The sequence below is a fragment of the Nocardia terpenica genome (genome assembly GCF_013186535.1).
Classification (GTDB): Bacteria; Actinomycetota; Actinomycetes; order Mycobacteriales; family Mycobacteriaceae; genus Nocardia; species Nocardia terpenica.
Genome location: NZ_JABMCZ010000004.1, coordinates 467,943 through 485,316, shown reverse-complemented (window position 1 = coordinate 485,316; position 17,374 = coordinate 467,943). Strand labels below are relative to the sequence as shown.

Below are 17,374 nucleotides of genomic sequence, written 5' to 3'. Positions count from 1 at the left end.
CTCCGACATCAGCACCCGAGCCGCACCGCGGGGCTTCTACAATGTGATGATGTCTACCGAGCATAGGGTCGCGGCCGAATCGTCCAGAAGGGTCTTTGGTCACGGTTTGCCCGGCCACCGCCGCTGACCGGCGGATGCCCACCGTGGGCGAGGAGGTTCCATCCGACACGGCCGATCCCGACTGCGTCGAGGCGCACGGGCTCTCCGACGCCGACTCGCTGGGGTTGCTCGCGGGTATCGGATTCGGCCGGATCGTGTTCTCGCGCTACGCATTACCGGCCGTCCGGCTGGTCAACCACATCGTCGACGACGGCCTGATCGTGGTGGACGCCGGGGGCGACCTCTCGCCCTATCGGCAGGTCGTGGCGTTCGAGGCCGACACCATCGACCCGCGCACCCGGCTCGGCTGGTGCGTGATCGCCACCGGCACCGCCGAATCGGTCACCGACCCGGCCGAGATCGACCGCTATCACGCGCTGCTGCGCCCGCTCCTGCCCGGCAACCGCGACCACATGGTCCGCATCCAGCCCGACATCGTCACCGGCATCGAATACCGGCGCAGCAGCGCGCCCGGCTAGAAGATCTCCTGCCCGGGTGCGAACAGGTGGTTCGGGTCGTAGGCGTTCTTCGCCTTCAGGAAGTCCGGCCAGGCCGACCCGAAATGGTGTTGCCAGTCCTCGTGTTCGAAGGGGATGGCGCCGATCGGGTAGGTGAGCCCGCCCTCGGCGCGGGCGCGCCGGTAGTAGGCGAGATTCGCCGCGAGTTGCGCGTTCACCAGCTCCGGGTCGTCGGGCGGGTACTGCAGGATCGAGACGAGGAAGGTGATCGGCTCGTCGGGGGTGCGCAGGAAGGGGGCGGTGATGTGCTCGGTGCGCACGGGGTAGAACAGCAGCAGTCCCGCGTCGCCGACCTCGGCGGGGGCGATGGTGTCGGTGAGATGGTCGAGGAATTCGCTCGCCCGCCCGACCGGGAGGAAGGCATTCCACCACGGGTGCGGGGTGAGCCATTCACCGGTGGACAGCAGGTATTCCTCGCCCGCGGCAAGGCGATTCATGAAATCCCAGTAGGGCAGGTCGTCGATCTGCTCGGACCCCAGGCGGTAGTTCAGGTCGTGCAGGAGTTCGTCGTTGTCCACGGTGTCCGGCGGGGTGTAGTAGCGGACCACCTCGAGGATATGACGCCACCGGCCCTCGGCCGGGAGGATGTGACCCTGCACGAAATCGAATCGGCCGTCCTCGATCAGCGCGAGCTGATCGGCGGTCGCCGCCTCGGCGGAGTCGTAGTCCAGGTGATAGCGGCGGACCCGCGCCGGGGCCGGAATCAGCCGCAGGGTCGCGCGGGTGATGATGCCGAATTGGCCGAGTCCGGCACGGACGGAATCGAACAGGCCCCGCTCCTGGTCCGGAGAGCAGGTGTGGATCGCGCCGTCGCCGGTGACGACCTCGAGTTCGAGCACATTGTCCAGTTGCAGGCCACGGCCGTAGCTGGTGCCGCCGATGCCGCCCACCGAGAGGGTGCCGCCGACGGTGACGCCGAGGTAGTCGGTGAGCACCGGCGGGGTGAGGCCGTGCTCCAATGTCTTGCGCAGCACCGCCGACCAGGTGGCGCCGGTGGCCACCTCGATGCGGTCGTCGCGGACCTCCCCGATCGAGGTCAGCGCCGTCATGTCGACGACCACGCCGTCCCCGGCCTGCGATTGCCCGTAGCAGGAGTGCCCCGCGCCGCGGGCCGCCACCTTGATCCGAAAGGCGTTGGCGGCCTTGACGACAGCGGCGACGTCCGCCGCGGACCCGGGCCGCAGCACGGCGGCGGGGCGGTGGTGGACGATATTTCCGAAATCGATGGACACGGCTCGCAGCACGGCGTCGTCGTCGATCAGCGCGCCGTCCAGTTGCGGCCGCACCGATTCGGTGAAGCTCCGAATGTCAGCGCCCCTGTCGTGCTGTGGTCCCACTGGTGTCTCCCTCCTCCGGCGGCGGCCGCCGTGGTATTTCGTCGAGCAGCCGGTCGACGCGCGGCGATCGTGGATCGCCGCGCTCGGCGAACAGATCGACCGCCTGCTCCAGATATTCTCTTGCGGTGCCATGGCTGCCGGACCGGTGGGAGATCTCGGCGAGTGCCACGAGGGTGTCGGCTTCGCCCTTGCTGTCGCCGGTCGTGCGGCGCACCTTCAGGGCCTCCTCAAGGCAGCGCAGGGCGTCGTCGAGTTGCCCGAGCGCGGCGTGCACCTCGCCGAGCTGATGCAGCGCGTCGCCTTCGCCGTGCCGATTGCCGCTGGCGCGGTAGATGGCCAGGGCCTCGCTGCACAGCGGCAGGGCCTTGTCGCTGTCGCCGAGCCGGTGGTGCAGGTGGGCGATGGTGTTGAGGGTGGCGGCCTGCCCGTAGTCGTCGTTCGCCTGCCCGAACAATCGCAGCGCCTCGTCGAAACCGTCGAAGGCGGCCGGGATGCGGTCGGTTTCCATGTGCAGCGCGCCCAGGGCCCACATGCCCCACGCCTGATTGTCGATATCGCCGTCCGCGCGGCGGATCTCGAGGGCCTCGCAGATGAGGGTGAAGCTTTCCGGGAAGCGGCGCAGCCCGAGATTCACCAGACCCAATCCGTGGCGCATCCACGCCTCGGCGGACCGGCTGTGCGCTTTCTCCGCCGCCGCCAACCCGATGCGGTAGATGTTCTCCCAGATGCTCCACGGCTGCTGCAGGTGCAGGAATTCGAACAGGGCGTGCGGGATCTGCCAGGCGAGCTCGTACCAGCCCAGCTCGTAGGCCTGCCGGGTCGCGGCGACGATATTGGTGAGCTCGAGCTCGAACCAGCCGACCGCGTCCTCGTAGGAGGTCAGCGCGGGCGGCGGTGGTCCGGTGGTGGGGATCTCGCCGGGGAAGTACTGGTTGCTCGGCCCCAGGATCAGGCTCGCCGCGTGCACGGTGCGCAGATACCAGACCAGTTCCCGGTGCACGGCCGCGGACGTCTCGGCGGGCGGGTCCAGGTCGACCTGCTCGCGCGCGTACAGGCGCACCAGGTCGTGGAAGCGGAAGCGCTCATGCCGCACCTCGTCGACGAGATGCCCGATCACCAGGCGGCCCAGGCTGTTTCGGGCCTCGGCGACGGATACGTCGGCGAGGGCGGCGGCCGCGCCGAGGCCGATGCCGGGTCCGGCGTGCAGCGCCAGCGTGCGGAACATGCGCGCGACCGCGGGGGACAGCCCGCGATAGGACCAGGAGAACACGGCGTGGACGGGGGCCTCGTCGTCGACGGCCAGGGCCGCCAGGCGCGACGACTCGTCGGCGAGATCGGCGGCCAGGTCGGTGAGGGTGAGCGCGGGGCGCGCGGCGATGCGCTCGGCCGCGACCCGCACCGCCAGCGGCAGATTCGCGCACCGGCGCACGACGTCGGCGGCCGCGTCGGGGTGGGCGCGGACGCGATCGGGCCCGACGACGGTGCACAGCAGCTCGATCGCCTCGCGCTCGGTGAACACATCCAGGTCGACCAGGTAGGCGCCGTCGTGGATGGCCAAGCTGGACAACCGATCCCGGCTGGTCACGATGGCGACGGCACCGGTGGCGCCGGGCAGCAGCGGGCGCACCTGCGCGGAGGAGACGGCATTGTCGAGCACCACGACGGTGCGGTGGCCGTCGAGCAGGCTGCGGTAGAGGGCGCTGCGCCCGGATACCGTGCTGGGCACCCGATCCGGTGAGACGCCGAGGGCGCGCAGGAACTCCTCGAGGACCTCGGCGGGCTCGGCGGGGGGCTGCGACGGGGAGTATCCGCGCAGGTCGGCGACGAGGACCCCGTCGGGGTAGTCGTCGCGGATGCGCCGGGTCCAGGACAGGGCGAGGGTGGTCTTGCCGACGCCGGGGCGGCCGTTGACCACGACCACCAGTGGCCCCTCGCCGTCGGCGCGCAGGTCCTCGAGCAGGGCGAGTTGCCGGTCGCGGCCCACGAAATGGGTTGGGCCGGGCGGAAGTTGGGCGGGGCGGACCGGTGGGTGCGCGCGCGGCGGGCGCGGCTGCGGCATCAGGGCGAGCAGCGCGCCGTGGGCGTCGAGCGCGTCGTCACAGGCCCGGATGAATTCCGGGCTGGGGCGTTTCACGCCCTTCTCGACGTTGTTGAGGTGTCCCTTGCTGTAGTTGAGCTGCCGCGCCAGGTGCGCCGCCGAGATGCCGCGTTCCATCCGGAGCTTGCGCAACGCCGCCCCGAACCCCTCCCCCGCTCCCTCCGGAGTCGTATTCCGACTTCCGTCCATATGGAATACCCCCACCCCCTTGGCATGAGCACCTCGATCAGCGAGGCTTCACTATAACAATCTCGGTGGGGGCACCCGGCGGCACCTGCGGCGGGGACACGTGCCACCCTCTCGCCGGACCGCACGAATCCAAGTGTTCATGCTCGAGTTTCGACTTCGAAAGACGGAGTGAGATGCGCGAGATCGGAATTACCGATGTCATTGCCGAATACGGTTACGCGGCGGTCACATCCAGGGTGCTGGAGCTGCGGGCCGCGGGGTACCGCCATGCCGCCTCGGCCATCGAGAAGGAGATGCGGCAGGAGCATATCGACGTCGAGCTGGCCTCCTAGTCAGGTCATGGTCAGGTGCCGCAGCCGCGGCCAGATCGCCTGCCACGACTCGTGCCGGTCGGTGCACAGCCACTGGGTCTCGTATCCGTCGCCGCCGGTCAGCCTGCGGCACAACCCGAAGTAGGCGCGCAATTCGTCCGGGGTGGTTCCGACGTAGAGCACGCTGCGCGCCGAATCCGGGGGCGGCGGGAAGTAGCCGTAGCTGCGGTTGGTGCTGTAGGCCGACGGTAGCTCGGGGGCGTAGACGTCGATGTAGGCGGCGATGATGTAGGACTCGCCCATGATGATCGTGGACCGGCGGTCCCGTTGCGGGAGCGCGCGGTAGGTGGCGCTGGTCTGCTGCGCGATCGTGCGGGGGGTGTCGGGATTGGCAGACATATGCCCGACCACCAGCATGCCCGCCGCCGCCGCACCACTCAGCGCGTACGCGGGCCACGCCACCCAGCCCCGGCCGCCACCGGCCAGTCGGCGCTCCTGGAAGCCGAGCGCACCCGCGGCCATCAGCGGCCCGTAGAGCCCGGCGAGGTAGTAGATGCGGCCGACGGTGACGACGAAGAAGACGTACAGCACCACCGCGGTCACGCCCAGGAAGCGATAGCGGCGCAGCTCCTGCGCGCGCAGCAGCCGCCACAACCCGTACAGCGCCAACACCGTTCCCGCGATACCGGCCGCGGCGATCAGCGCGACGGCCACGCCCGGCCGCCCGCCGTACAGTTCCTCCGCCTCCGAGGCCACCACCGGGCCCATGCGCAGTTGCGGCCAGCCGCGGCGGGCCTGCCACAGCAGCGTCGGCAGCGCGACGATCAGGCCGAGTCCGCCGCCCGCCCACAGCATCGGGCGGCGAAACAGCGCGCGCGGACCGAAGATCGCGGCCGTCGCCGCCAGCACCGCGCACAGCAGCAGCACCTGGAATTTGGTTTCGGCGGCGATCCCGGCGACCGCGCCGAGCGCGAGCAGCAACCGGTCGTCGCGCACCCGGGTCCAGCGCACCAGCAGCCACACGATCAGCAGCCACTGCACCGGTTCCAGCGTGTACGGGGTGAGCCAGTGACCCGCCATGCTCGCCCACAGCGCGGTCGCCTGCGCGGCGGCGGTGAGGATCTGCGCGCGCCGATCGCCGCCGAACTCCCGGGCGATGAGGGCCGCGACGACCACCGCGGCCGCGGTCGCGAGCACCGCGGGAATGCGGAGCAGAATGATCGAACCCGGTGCGAGCCAATCGGATACGGCCGCCAGCGCCGGGGCCAGCGGTGGCTGGTCGGCGGACCCCCAGGCCAGATGGTCGCGGCCGATCGCCACCATCAGCGCCTCGTCGAACCAGTAGCCGCCGCCGACACCGAACGCGAGGTGGACGACCGCGACGACGGCGGCGATCGCCAGGACCGCCCGGCCCGCGAAGGCCGGGACGATCGGGGTGGATGGGTGGGACCGGGTCATGACACGCACGTCGACCTCCATAGCTGGATGCACGACGATCGTGCCCGGTCACGGGTGTTCGGCACATCCACCGGCGCGTGTGGACGTCGTGCGACCGGAGGCGGACCCGGCGACCGGCCGTTCATCCTTACGGATGAGGGGGGGGGCAATCGGATCAATCGCGGGACGGAACGGCCGGACGACACCTACGCTCTTGATATATCAGTCAGTGGCACAGTTGTGGTGCAGACTTCGGTCAGGAGGACCGCTATGGGGACGTCGCCCCGTGTCGTGATCATCGGAGCCGGGATCGTCGGCGCCAATCTGGCGGACGAACTGGTCGCCCGTGGCTGGGATGCGATCACCGTGGTCGATCAGGGGCCGGTTCCGCTCACGGGCGGTTCCAGCTCGCACGCGCCCGGACTGGTTTTCCAGACCAATGCCGCCAAGACGATGACCGAATTCGCCCGGTACACGGTCGAGAAGTTTCTCGGGCTCGAGGACGAGGGCCGGTGGTGCTTCAACCAGGTGGGCGGGCTCGAGGTGGCGACGACCCCGGCGCGGCTCGCGGAGCTGCATCGCAGGCACGGGTGGGCGACCTCGTGGGGGGTCGACAGTTCCGTCGTCGAGCCGCGCGAGTGCGTGCGGCTGCATCCGCTGCTGGACGAGAAGCAGATTCTCGGCGGGCTGTACGTGCCGACGGACGGGCTGGCCAAGGCGTCGCGCGTGGTGGCCGCGCTCGCCCGCCGGGTCGCGGCCCGCGGGGTGCAGTTCCGCGGCCTGACGAAGGTGATCGGGATCGAGCAGAGCGGCGGCCGGGTCACCGGCGTCCGGACCGCCGACGGCGTGCTCCCGGCCGATATCGTGGTGTCGTGCGCGGGGTTCTGGGGCCCCGAGATCGGCGCGATGGTCGGTATGGATGTCCCGCTGCTGCCGCTGGCGCACCAGTACGCCAAGACCGGCCGGATTCGCGAACTCGCCGGGCGCAGTACCGAATTCGCCGAGGCGAGCCTGCCGATCCTCCGGCATCAGGAGCAGGATCTGTACTTCCGCGAGCACGTCGACCGGCTCGGCATCGGCAGCTACGCCCATCGCCCGATGCCGGTCGATCCGCGCGAATTGCCCGACAGCACACGGGTCTCCGCGACGGAGATGCCGTCGATGCTGCCCTTCACGGCGGCGGATTTCGCGCCGTCGTGGAAGCAGGCCCGGCTGCTGCTGCCGAGCCTGGAGGCGACCGAGGTCGAGGAGGGCTTCAACGGCATCTTCTCCTTCACGCCCGACGGCGGACCGCTCATCGGCGAATCCGCCGAGGTCGCGGGTTTCTGGATCGCCGAGGCGGTATGGGTGACCCACTCCGCGGGCGTCGCGCGGTCGGTGGCGCAGCTACTGGTGAACGGCCGCAGCGAGATCGATCTGCACGGCTGCGATGTGCACCGGTTCGAGCAGGTGCAGCTGTCCCCCGACTATGTCAGCGAGACCGCGCAGCAGAATTTCGTGGAGATCTACGACATCGTGCACCCGCTGCAACCCCGGCTGTCGCCCCGCGATCTGCGGGTCAGCCCGTTCCACGCCCGGCAGCGGGAACTGGGCGCGGTATTCCTGGAGAACGCGGGCTGGGAGCGCCCGCACTGGTTCGAGGCGAACGCGGACCTGGTCGCTCAGCTGCCGCCCGAGTGGGTGCCGCCCGCGCGCGACGAGTGGGCGGCCCGGTTCCACTCCCCGATCGCCGCGGCCGAGGCCTGGCGCACCCGCACCGCCGTCGCCCTGTACGACATGACCCCGCTGAAGCGGCTGGAGATCACCGGGTCGGGTGCGCTCGCGCTGCTGGATCGGCTGACCACCGGGAAGATGGACAAGTCGGTCGGGTCGGTCACCTACACGCTGGCGCTGGACGAGGCGGGCGGCGTGCGCAGCGACCTCACCGTGACTCGGTTGTCGGAGAACACCTTTCAGGTCGGCGCGAACGGCAACCTGGATCTCGACCACTTCCGGCGGCAGGCCCCGCCCGGCGACGGCGTGCGGATCCGCGACATCACCGGCGGCACCTGCTGCGTCGGTGTGTGGGGGCCGCGCGCCCGGGATCTGGTGCAGGCGCTCAGCGGCGACGACTTCTCCCCCGAGGGCTTCAAGTACTTCCGCGCCAAAAGGGTTCGCGTCGGCGGCATTCCGGTGACGGCCCTGCGCCTGTCCTACGTCGGTGAGCTGGGCTGGGAGCTGTACGCCTCCGCCGACAACGGCCTGCGGCTGTGGGACCTGCTGTGGGCGCGGGGCCAGCAGTACGGCATCGTCGCCGCCGGGCGCGCCGCCTTCAATTCCCTCCGGCTGGAGAAGGGGTATCGCGCCTGGGGCACCGATATGACCACCGAGCACGACCCGTACGCGGCCGGGCTCGGCTTCGCGGTGCGCATGCGGAAGGGGGACTTCGTCGGTCGCGCGGCGCTGCACCACATGTCGGCCGTACCGGTCGAGCGGCGGCTGTCCTGCCTGGTGATCGATGACGGCAGGTCGGTCGTGCTCGGCCAGGAGCCGGTGTACGTGGACGGCGTGCCGTGCGGGTATGTCACCAGCGCGGCATTCGGGCACACCATCGGCGCGCCGATCGCCTACGCGTGGCTCCCGGCGGCGGCCGGGGTCGGAACCCGGGTCGAGATCGAGTATTTCGGCGCCCGGATCCCCGCGACGGTCACGGCCGAGCCGCTGGTCGCCCCGGAGATGGCGAGGATCAGATGCTGACCTTCCCCCGCGTCGCTCCGTTACAGCAGGCTGCGGATCGCCCGCTCGAAGTTCGAGACATGGGCGGTGGTCAGCGAGGCCGCCGCGTCGGCATTGCCGTCGACGATGGCCCGCAGCAGCGCCGAGTGCTCGCGCACATTGCTCGCGATATCGGTGAGCCGATCCAGGAACAGGCACCAGATCCTGGTGGCGTGCGAATCCAGGCTCACCAGAATGTCTTCCAGGTGCGGATTGCCCGCGGCCCGGTAGATCTCGCGATGCACCCGAATGTCCTTGCGCAGCAACGCCCGTGGATCGTCCGAGTCGCGCAGCCCGGCGACCTCCTCGGCCAGCGCCGCGAGCCGCTCGCGCGTCTCCTGCGAGGCCGTGCGCGCCGCCCGGGCCGCCGCCACGGGTTCGAGTTGGCGGCGGATCTCGGAGATGTCGGCGAGATCGGTCATGTCGACGCCGGTGGCGAAGGTGCCGCGCCGGGGATAGGCGATCACCAGCCGATCGCGCTCGAGGCGCTTGAGGGCCTCGCGCACCGGCGTCCGGCCGTACCCCAGTTCCGCGGCGAGACGGTCGTCGTTGATCGGGTCTCCCGGGCGAATGTCGAGCATGATCAACCGATCGCGGATGACCTCGTAGGCGTTGTCCGCGTTCGTGCCACCGGCCGGTGTCGGCGCGGTGGCCGGTGAGTCGATCACGCCCATCTCCCTCGCTTTCCGGAGCCTTGACGTTCCGTCACAGCTAACCTTAGCCTACTTGACAGTTGATATATCAGTTGCACGCGTACTTATCTTGCAGGGAGGCGCACCGATGACGAGCGACCCGCCCCCGGGCGCGCGGCTGCCCGAGCATCCCGAATTCCTGTGGCGCAACCCGGAACCGAAGAAAACCTACGACATCGTCATCGTCGGGGGCGGCGGGCACGGGCTGGCGACGGCGCACTATCTGGCCCGCAATCACGGCATCACCGATGTCGCGGTGCTGGAGAAGGGGTGGCTCGCGGGCGGGAACATGGCCCGCAATACGACGCTGATCCGGTCGAACTACCTGTGGGACGAGAGCGCGAAGATCTACGAGCACGCCCTGAAGCTGTGGGAGGGGCTCGAGGACGATCTCGGCTATCCGATCCTGTTCAGTCAGCGGGGTGTGCTGAATCTGGCGCACAGCCTCCAGGACATCCGCGACGGGGTGCGCCGCGTGCAGGCCAACCGGCTCAACGGGATCGACGCGGAGTGGGTGGAGCCGGAGGAGGTGCGCAAGCTCTGCCCGATCGTGAACATTTCCGGTGATATTCGCTATCCGGTGCTCGGGGCGACCTATCAACCGCGCGCCGGGATCGCCAAACACGATTACGTGGCATGGGGTTTCGCGCGGCGCGCGGACGCGGCGGGCATCGATATCATTCAGGACTGCGAGGTCACCGGGTTCGCCGTCGACGGTGACCGGGTGACCGGGGTACGCACCACCCGCGGCGATATCTCGGCGGGGCGGATCGCGCTGTGCGCGGCGGGGCACACCTCCACGCTCACCGATATGCTCGGCATCCGGACACCGTTGCAGAGCCATCCGTTGCAGGCGATGGTGTCGGAGCTGCTCGAGCCGGTGCATCCGACGATCGTGATGTCCGGCGCGATGCACGTGTACGTGTCGCAGGCGCACAAGGGTGAGCTGGTCATGGGGGCCGGGATCGATGCCTACAACGGGTACGGCCAGCGCGGCGCGTTCCACATCGTCGAGAGCCAGATGGCCGCGGCCGTGGAACTGTTCCCGGTGTTCGCCCGCGCGCATCTGCTGCGCACCTGGGGCGGCATCGTCGATGTGAGCCCGGACGCCTCCCCCATCGTCGGGCGCACCCCGTACGAGAACGTCTATCTCAATTGCGGTTGGGGCACGGGTGGTTTCAAGGCCACGCCCGGTATCGGGTGGTGCCTGGCCGATACCCTCGCCACCGGGGAACCGCACGAGTACGTCGCGCCGTTCGGCCTGGACCGGTTCGTCACCGGCGCGCTGGTCGACGAGCACGGCGCCGCCGCCGTCGCCCACTGATCGGGAGCCGCCATGCAATTGATCGAATGCCCGTGGTGCGGGCCGCGCGAGGAAACCGAATTCCATTACGGCGGACAGGCACACGTCGCCTACCCGCGGGATCCGCAGGCGCTGACCGACGAGGAATGGGCGCGGTACGTGTTCTATCGCGCCAACCCCAAGGGCCTGTTCGCCGAGCGGTGGAGCCACAGCGCCGGATGCCGACGCTGGTTCAATGCCGTCCGCGATACGACCACCTACCGGTTCCATCGCGTCTACCGCCCGGACGAGCAGCAGCCGGTGATCGCGTGAACGCACCACTGCGCACGCCCCGCGGCGGGCGGATCGACCGCGACACCGCCCTCGCCTTCACCTTCGACGGCCGGGAACTGACCGGGCACCCCGGCGACACCCTCGCATCGGCCCTGCTGGCCAACGGAATTCACCGGATCGCGAGCAGCGTCAAGTTCGGCCGCGCGCGCGGGGTCACCGCGGCATGGGCCGAGGACACCGGCGGGCTGGTCCAGATCGAGACGCCCTTCCCGGAACCGATGCTGCTGGCCACCACCGTCGAATTGTTCGACGGGCTGGTGACCCGCGGCCTCCCCGGGCAGGGACGGCTGGCCGAGACCCCCGACCCCGCGACCTACGACGCGAAACACGCACACGCCGACCTGCTGGTCGTCGGCGCGGGCCCGGCGGGGCTCGCCGCGGCGCTGACCGCGGCGCGGGCGGGCGCGCGGGTGGTGCTCGTGGACGAGCAGAGCGAGGCCGGGGGCGCGCTGCTGGGCGACACCGAAATCATCGACGGCGCACCGGCATCGGAGTGGGTGGCGGCCGCGGTGGCGGAGCTGGCGGCCTGCCCGGAGGTCGTGCACCTGCAACGCACCACGGCCTTCGGGCATTACGACGACGGTTTCGTACTGGCCCTCGAGCGACGCACCGATCACCTCGGCTTCGACGCCCCGGCTTCGCTGAGCCGCCAGCGGGTGTGGCGCATCCGGGCCCGGCACGTGCTGATCGCCACCGGCGCGCACGAGCGCCCGGTCGTGTTCACCGACAACGACCGCCCCGGGATCATGCTCGCCCACGCCGCCCGCACCTTCCTGCACCGCTACGGCGTCCGAATCGGTACGCGGGCGGTGGTTTTCACCACCAATGACAGCGCCTACCCCGTCGCCCTCGAGCTGCACGACGCCGGGGTCGGGATCGAGGCCGTCGTCGAGGCCCGCGACGAGTGCCCGCCGCGCTGGCTGCGGGAATGCGAGCGGCGCGGTATCGCGGTGCGGACGGCATCGGTGGTCTGCGGCACGCGCGGCGCGGACCGCGTCACGCACGCGCTGGTGACCGGGCGCTCGGACACCGCGCGGCGGGTGCCGCTGGCCTGTGATGCGCTGCTGGTCAGCGGCGGCTGGAATCCCGCGGTGCACCTGTACAGTCAGGCCCGCGGCGCGCTGCGGTACGACGCTGCGCTCGGTGCGTTCCTGCCCGGCGAGCCGCTGCCGGGGGTGACGGTCGCGGGCTCCGCCAACGGGATCTTCGAGCTGGCGGGTTGCCTGCGCGCGGGCCGCAGCGCGGGTGCGGCCGCCCTGCTCGGGCTCGGGTTCTCCCCCGCGCCCGCCGCGGACCCCGGCGTCGCGGATTCCGGCGCACCGTCGCCGCCCCTGGTGCTGTGGCGGGTTCCCGATTCCGACGGTGCGGCACGCCAATTCGTCGATGTGCAGCGGGACGCGACCGTGGCCGATCTCGCCCGGGCCGTGGGCGCGGGCATGCGGTCGATGGAACACATCAAGCGCTACACCACCATCGGCACCGCGCACGATCAGGGCAAGACGTCCGGCGTGATCTCCTCCGGCATTGCCGCCGAACTGCTCGGCACGCGGATCGAGGACCTCGGCACCACCACGTTCCGGCCGCCGTACACGCCGGTGGCGTTCGCGGCGCTCGCCGGGCGCAACCGCGGCGCGCTGTTCGACCCGGAACGCGTGACGGCCGTGCACGATTGGCACGTCGCCCACGGCGCCGTGTTCGAGGATGTCGGCCAGTGGAAGCGGCCGCGCTACTATCCCCGGCCCGGTGAGGACATGGCCGCGGCGGTGCTGCGCGAATGCGCGGCGGTGCGCGGCGGCGTCGGGATTCTCGACGGCTCCACCCTCGGCAAGATCGACGTCCAGGGCCCCGACGCCGGGACGCTGCTCGATCTGATGTACACGAACATGATGAGCACGCTGCGGGTCGGGATGGTCCGCTACGGCGTGATGTGCGGCGTCGACGGCATGGTCCTCGACGACGGTACGGTGATGCGGTTGGCCGACAACCGGTTTCAGGTGTTCACCACCACCGAGAACGCGGCGCGGATTCTGGACTGGATGGAGGAGTGGCTGCAAACCGAATGGCCACACCTGCGCGTGCGGCTCACCTCCGTCACCGACCACTGGGCGACTTTCCCGGTGGCCGGGCCGAAGTCGCGGGATGTGGTCGGCGCGGTCTTCCCGGACCTCGACGTCGGCACAGCGGCGTTTCCGTTCATGGCCTGGCGCGACACCCGCCTCGGCGAGGTACCCGTGCGGGTCGCGCGGGTGAGCTTCTCCGGTGAGCTCGCCTTCGAGGTCAATGTGGACAGCCGCCACGCAATCGCGCTGTGGGAGCGGCTGATCGCGGCCGGGCAGCCGTTCGGCATCACGCCGTACGGCACCGAGACCATGCACGTGCTGCGGGCCGAGAAGGGGTATCCGATCATCGGCCAGGACACCGACGGCACGGTCACGCCGCAGGATCTGGGCATGGAATGGGTGGTGTCGAAGAAGAAGCGCGACTTCCTCGGCAAGCGCTCCTTCGACCGGGCGGCGAACCGGAATCCCTTGCGCAAGCAGTTCGTCGGGCTGCTGCCGCTGGACCGGGAGACGGTGCTGCCGGAGGGCGCGCAGATCATCGAGGCGGTCGCCGACGGGCAGCTGCCGCCCCCGCCGGTGCCGATGCTCGGTCACGTCACCTCCAGCTATCGCAGCGCCGAGTTGGGGCGGCCGTTCGCGCTCGCGCTGGTCGCGGCGGGCCGCTCCCGGCTGGGCGACACCCTGCACGTCCCGGTGGGCGAGAAGCTGATACCGGTCGAGGTCACCGGCACCGTCCTCGTCGACCCGGAAGGAACACGACGCGATGGCTGACACCGTGACCATAGCGGCGGAACCGTTCGCCGCGATGGTGAACCTGTGGACCGACCCGGCCGGTCCCGGCGGCGCGGCGGCCGGGCGGGTGCTCGGCCTCGAACTACCCACCGCGCCTTCGACATTCGCCGAGGCGGCGCGGGTGTGCGCGATCTGGCTCGGCCCCGAGGAGTGGCTGGTGACCGACCGGGCCGCCGCGGCGACGGTGTTGGAGGCGGAGTTGCGGGCCGCGGTCGGCGCGCACGGCGGCGCGGCCGTCGACGTCTCCGGACAGCGAACCGCGGTGCGGCTCGGCGGTTCTCGCGCCCGCGACCTGCTGGCCAAGGGCTGCTCGATCGACCTGCACCCGCGCGTGTTCCGGGCCGGTTCGGCGGTGCAGACCATGCTCGGCCGCGCCGCGGTCATCCTGAGCGCCCTCGACGACGCCGGAACCGACTACCGGATCCTGGTCCGGTCGTCGTTCGCGGGCCATCTCGCGCGGTGGCTGACCGACGCCGCCGCGGAGTTCGGCTGAGACACCCGAATACCGACAGAAGGAATGTCATGCAGGTTCACCAGCTTCCGATCGATCGCGCCTACACCGGCAAGCACCTCTGGGTGGCGCTGGCCCCCGGCGAGGGTTTCGCCGACAGCCCGCTGCGCGTCGGGCTCACCGCGGCGGCCGTGCCGGACCGCGCCGTCGCCGCGCTGCGCCTTCCGCCGATTCGAAGCATCGTCGACGCCGGTGTAGCCTGTGGTGCGGTCCGGATGGCGGACGGGTCGGAATTCGCGATCCACGCACCGATCGGCGGTCTGGTCACCATCCACAACGCCGCGGCGCTCGAGCAGCCGGAGCTGCTGGCCCAGGACCCCTTTCACGCCGGGTGGTTGTTCGCCGTGCTGCCCGCGCCCGGTTCGTCGAGCGACGGACTGCTCACCCACACCCGCTATCTCGAGGAGCTCAGGACCGTGACCCGATGACCATCAGCATCTTCGACCTGTTCTCGGTGGGCATCGGGCCCTCCAGCTCGCACACGGTCGGGCCGATGCGGGCCGCGGGCCGATTCGTCGCCGACCTGGCGAGCCTGGACGCGCTCGCGCACGTCGCCACGGTCCGGGTCGACCTGTTCGGCTCGCTCGCGGCGACCGGGGCGGGACACGGCACCATGACCGCGATCCTGCTCGGGCTCCAGGGATGCGCGCCGGAGACGCTGGAGAACGACGAGATGGAGCGGCGGCTGGCCGCCATGCGCGGCAGCGGCCGCATCCGGCTCGGCGGCGTGACCGACATCGCCCTCACCGAGGACGATATGGTGCTGCGCCCGCTCACGGTGCTGCCGTTCCATCCCAACGCCATGACGATCACCGCGCTCACCGCCGAGCACACCACCGTGCACACCGAGACCTACTTCTCCATCGGCGGCGGCTTCGTCGTCACCGAGGCCGAGGCCGGGCATCCCGCGGCGCCCCGCACGGGCGAGTGGTCGTTCTCCTCGGCGAAGGAACTGCTCGAGCTGTGTGCGCGATTCGACTGCGGCATCGGCGCGGTCATGCTCCGGTTCGAGCGCGAATTCCGCCCGGAGGCAGCGGTTTTCGAACGGCTGCTGCACATCCGCGACGTGATGGTGGACTGCGAGCGGCGCGGCATCTCCCGCGAGGGCGTGCTGCCCGGCGCGCTCGGTGTGCGGCGGCGCGCCCACGACTGGTACGTGCGGCTGGACTCCGAGGATCCCGAGCGCGACCCGGCCTTCGCCGAGGACTGGGTGAATCTGGTGGCGCTGGCGGTCAACGAGGAGAACGCCGCGGGCGGTCGGATCGTGACCGCGCCGACGAACGGGGCCGCGGGCATCATCCCGGCCGTGCTGCACTACGCGGTGCACTACACCCCGGCCGGGCGCGCCGACCCCGACGACACCGCCGTCCGCTTCCTGCTGGCCGCCGGGGCGATCGGCTCGCTGTACAAGGAGCGCGCGTCGATCTCCGGCGCCGAGGTCGGCTGCCAGGGCGAGGTGGGTTCGGCCGCCTCGATGGCCGCCGCGGGCCTCGCCGAGATCCTGGGCGGCACCCCCGCGCAGGTGGAGAACGCGGCCGAGATCGCCATGGAGCACAGCCTGGGCCTCACCTGCGACCCCATCGAGGGGCTGGTGCAGATCCCGTGCATCGAACGCAACGCCATCTCGGCGGGCAAGGCCATCAATGCCGCGCGCATGGCATTGCGCGGCAACGGGATTCACCGGGTCAGCCTGGACCAGGTGATCGAGACCATGCGGGTCACGGGGCAGGACATGAGCTCCAAGTACAAGGAGACCTCGACCGGCGGTCTCGCGGTGAACGTTCCGGTCAACATCGTGGAGTGCTGAGCACGCGAAGGAGAACACCATGCCCCAGCAGGTACGCGGCGTCATCGCCCGGTCGAAAGGCGCACCCGCCGAAGTCACCACGATCGTCGTCCCGGATCCCGGTCCGGGCGAGGTCGTGGTGGCGGTGCGGGCGTGCGGCGTCTGCCACACCGACCTCACCTACCGCGACGGCGGCATCACCGACCAGTTCCCGTTCCTGCTCGGGCACGAGGCGACCGGCGTGATCGAGTCCGTGGGCGCGGGCGTCGAGTCGGTCGAGGTGGGCGACTTCGTGATTCTGAACTGGCGCGCCGTGTGCGGGCAGTGCCGCGCCTGCAAGCGGGGCCGCCCGCAGTACTGCTTCGACACCTTCAACGCGACGCAGAAGATGACCCTGGCCGACGGCACCGAGCTCACCCCCGCGCTGGGCATCGGCGCGCTGGCCGAGAAGACGCTCGTGCACGCGGGCCAGTGCACCAGGGTCGACCCGGCCGCGGATCCGGCGGTGGCCGGTCTGCTCGGGTGCGGGGTGATGGCCGGGCTGGGCGCGGCGGTCAATACCGGCAATGTCGGCCGCGGCGATTCGGTCGCGGTGATCGGCTGCGGCGGTGTCGGCGACGCCGCGATCATGGGCGCCCGGCTCGCGGGCGCCAACCGCATCATCGCCATCGATCGAGACGACACGAAACTCGCGTGGGCCCGCGAACTCGGCGCGACCCACACCGTCAACGGTGCCGAGGTGGATGTGGTCGAGGCCGTGCGCGAATTGACCGGGGGCTTCGGCGCGGACGTGGTGATCGACGCGGTCGGCCGCCCGGAGACCTGGAAGCAGGCGTTCTACGCCCGCGATCTGGCGGGCACCGTGGTGCTCGTCGGCGTGCCCACCCCGGACATGACCCTCGACATGCCGCTGATCGACTTCTTCTCCCGCGGTGGATCGTTGAAGTCGTCCTGGTACGGCGACTGCCTGCCCGAGCGCGACTTCCCGATGCTGATCGACCTGTACCGGCAGGGGCGGCTGCCGCTGGAGAAGTTCGTGACCGAGCGGATCACGCTCGACGATGTGGAGCGCGCCTTCGACACCATGCACGCCGGGACGGTGCTGCGCTCGGTGGCGGTGCTGTAAACGACCGGCCGGGCGGCCGAAAAGCCTT

At 70.6% G+C, this 17,374-nt stretch carries 14 protein-coding genes; 10 read left to right on the top strand and 4 right to left on the bottom strand.

Annotated elements, in window-relative coordinates:
• Positions 1-143 precede the first annotated feature (143 nt).
• Positions 144-578: a pyridoxamine 5'-phosphate oxidase family protein gene (locus tag HPY32_RS34950; protein ID WP_231951676.1), complete on the top strand. Its 435-nt coding sequence runs from the start codon at positions 144-146 to the stop codon at positions 576-578.
• On the opposite strand, the gene HPY32_RS34945 is transcribed toward HPY32_RS34950, so the two are convergent.
• Together HPY32_RS34945 and HPY32_RS34940 are read right to left on the bottom strand one after the other, a co-directional pair.
• Positions 575-1,954 carry an FAD-binding protein gene (locus tag HPY32_RS34945; RefSeq protein WP_171983205.1) on the bottom strand — a complete coding sequence of 460 codons (1,380 nt, stop codon included), beginning with the start codon at positions 1,952-1,954 and terminating at the stop codon, positions 575-577. The genes HPY32_RS34950 and HPY32_RS34945 overlap by 4 nt on opposite strands.
• On the bottom strand, positions 1,926-4,241 hold the full coding sequence (locus HPY32_RS34940; RefSeq protein WP_082871492.1) for an ATP-binding protein: 2,316 nt from the start codon (positions 4,239-4,241) through the stop codon (positions 1,926-1,928). Before HPY32_RS34940 ends, HPY32_RS34945 begins: the two co-directional genes overlap by 29 nt.
• A 173-nt stretch (positions 4,242-4,414) precedes the next feature.
• Here HPY32_RS34940 and HPY32_RS34935 point away from each other — a divergent pair, with 173 nt between their 5' ends.
• On the top strand, positions 4,415-4,573 hold the full coding sequence (locus tag HPY32_RS34935; protein ID WP_156674521.1) for a hypothetical protein: 159 nt from the start codon (positions 4,415-4,417) through the stop codon (positions 4,571-4,573).
• On the opposite strand, the gene HPY32_RS34930 is transcribed toward HPY32_RS34935, so the two are convergent.
• Positions 4,574-6,010, bottom strand: a complete 1,437-nt coding sequence (locus tag HPY32_RS34930) for a glycosyltransferase family 39 protein (RefSeq protein WP_082871865.1) — start codon at positions 6,008-6,010, stop codon at positions 4,574-4,576. It lies immediately after the preceding gene.
• Between the two features lie 249 nt (positions 6,011-6,259).
• Between HPY32_RS34930 and HPY32_RS34925 the strand changes: the two genes are divergently transcribed.
• Complete coding sequence (locus HPY32_RS34925) at positions 6,260-8,725, top strand: GcvT family protein (RefSeq protein ID WP_067589276.1); 2,466 nt, start codon at positions 6,260-6,262, stop codon at positions 8,723-8,725.
• Between the two features lie 20 nt (positions 8,726-8,745).
• Here the strand turns inward: HPY32_RS34925 and HPY32_RS34920 are convergent, their stop codons facing one another.
• Positions 8,746-9,417 (bottom strand): GntR family transcriptional regulator, encoded by a 672-nt coding sequence (locus HPY32_RS34920; protein WP_067589278.1) that lies wholly within the window; start codon positions 9,415-9,417, stop codon positions 8,746-8,748.
• A gap of 106 nt (positions 9,418-9,523) precedes the next feature.
• On the opposite strand from HPY32_RS34920, the gene HPY32_RS34915 reads away from it, so the two are divergent.
• From HPY32_RS34915 to HPY32_RS34885, 7 genes are read left to right on the top strand one after another with little or no spacing between them, the layout of a single operon-like run.
• A complete protein-coding gene (locus HPY32_RS34915; protein WP_067589280.1) occupies positions 9,524-10,759 on the top strand; it encodes a sarcosine oxidase subunit beta family protein in 1,236 nt (411 codons plus the stop codon).
• Positions 10,760-10,771: 12 nt separating this feature from the next.
• Positions 10,772-11,050, top strand: a complete 279-nt coding sequence (locus tag HPY32_RS34910) for a sarcosine oxidase subunit delta (RefSeq protein WP_067589282.1) — start codon at positions 10,772-10,774, stop codon at positions 11,048-11,050.
• A complete protein-coding gene (locus tag HPY32_RS34905; protein ID WP_067589284.1) occupies positions 11,047-13,902 on the top strand; it encodes a 2Fe-2S iron-sulfur cluster-binding protein in 2,856 nt (951 codons plus the stop codon). The genes HPY32_RS34910 and HPY32_RS34905 overlap by 4 nt, the downstream gene beginning before the upstream one ends.
• The gene (locus tag HPY32_RS34900) at positions 13,895-14,416 is read left to right on the top strand and encodes a sarcosine oxidase subunit gamma (RefSeq protein ID WP_067589286.1); all 522 of its coding nucleotides are present in this window, start codon (positions 13,895-13,897) and stop codon (positions 14,414-14,416) included. The genes HPY32_RS34905 and HPY32_RS34900 overlap by 8 nt, the downstream gene beginning before the upstream one ends.
• A gap of 29 nt (positions 14,417-14,445) precedes the next feature.
• A complete protein-coding gene (locus tag HPY32_RS34895; protein WP_067589288.1) occupies positions 14,446-14,862 on the top strand; it encodes a glycine cleavage system protein H in 417 nt (138 codons plus the stop codon).
• Positions 14,859-16,241 carry an L-serine ammonia-lyase gene (locus HPY32_RS34890; protein WP_067589290.1) on the top strand — a complete coding sequence of 461 codons (1,383 nt, stop codon included), beginning with the start codon at positions 14,859-14,861 and terminating at the stop codon, positions 16,239-16,241. Before HPY32_RS34895 ends, HPY32_RS34890 begins: the two co-directional genes overlap by 4 nt.
• Positions 16,242-16,260: 19 nt before the next feature.
• A complete protein-coding gene (locus HPY32_RS34885; RefSeq protein ID WP_067589292.1) occupies positions 16,261-17,346 on the top strand; it encodes an S-(hydroxymethyl)mycothiol dehydrogenase in 1,086 nt (361 codons plus the stop codon).
• Positions 17,347-17,374 lie beyond the last annotated feature (28 nt).

Bases quoted from the DNA above. Each gene is read 5' to 3' on its own strand.
- HPY32_RS34890 (WP_067589290.1), top strand. From the start codon at position 14,859: ATGACCATCAGCATCTTCGACCTGTTCTCGGTGGGCATCGGGCCCTCC.
- HPY32_RS34910 (WP_067589282.1), top strand. From the start codon at position 10,772: ATGCAATTGATCGAATGCCCGTGGTGCGGGCCGCGCGAGGAAACCGAA.
- HPY32_RS34920 (WP_067589278.1), bottom strand. From the start codon at position 9,417: ATGGGCGTGATCGACTCACCGGCCACCGCGCCGACACCGGCCGGTGGC.
- HPY32_RS34895 (WP_067589288.1), top strand. From the start codon at position 14,446: ATGCAGGTTCACCAGCTTCCGATCGATCGCGCCTACACCGGCAAGCAC.
- HPY32_RS34915 (WP_067589280.1), top strand. From the start codon at position 9,524: ATGACGAGCGACCCGCCCCCGGGCGCGCGGCTGCCCGAGCATCCCGAA.
- HPY32_RS34900 (WP_067589286.1), top strand. From the start codon at position 13,895: ATGGCTGACACCGTGACCATAGCGGCGGAACCGTTCGCCGCGATGGTG.
- HPY32_RS34935 (WP_156674521.1), top strand. From the start codon at position 4,415: ATGCGCGAGATCGGAATTACCGATGTCATTGCCGAATACGGTTACGCG.
- HPY32_RS34930 (WP_082871865.1), bottom strand. From the start codon at position 6,010: ATGACCCGGTCCCACCCATCCACCCCGATCGTCCCGGCCTTCGCGGGC.
- HPY32_RS34940 (WP_082871492.1), bottom strand. From the start codon at position 4,241: ATGGACGGAAGTCGGAATACGACTCCGGAGGGAGCGGGGGAGGGGTTC.
- HPY32_RS34925 (WP_067589276.1), top strand. From the start codon at position 6,260: ATGGGGACGTCGCCCCGTGTCGTGATCATCGGAGCCGGGATCGTCGGC.
- HPY32_RS34885 (WP_067589292.1), top strand. From the start codon at position 16,261: ATGCCCCAGCAGGTACGCGGCGTCATCGCCCGGTCGAAAGGCGCACCC.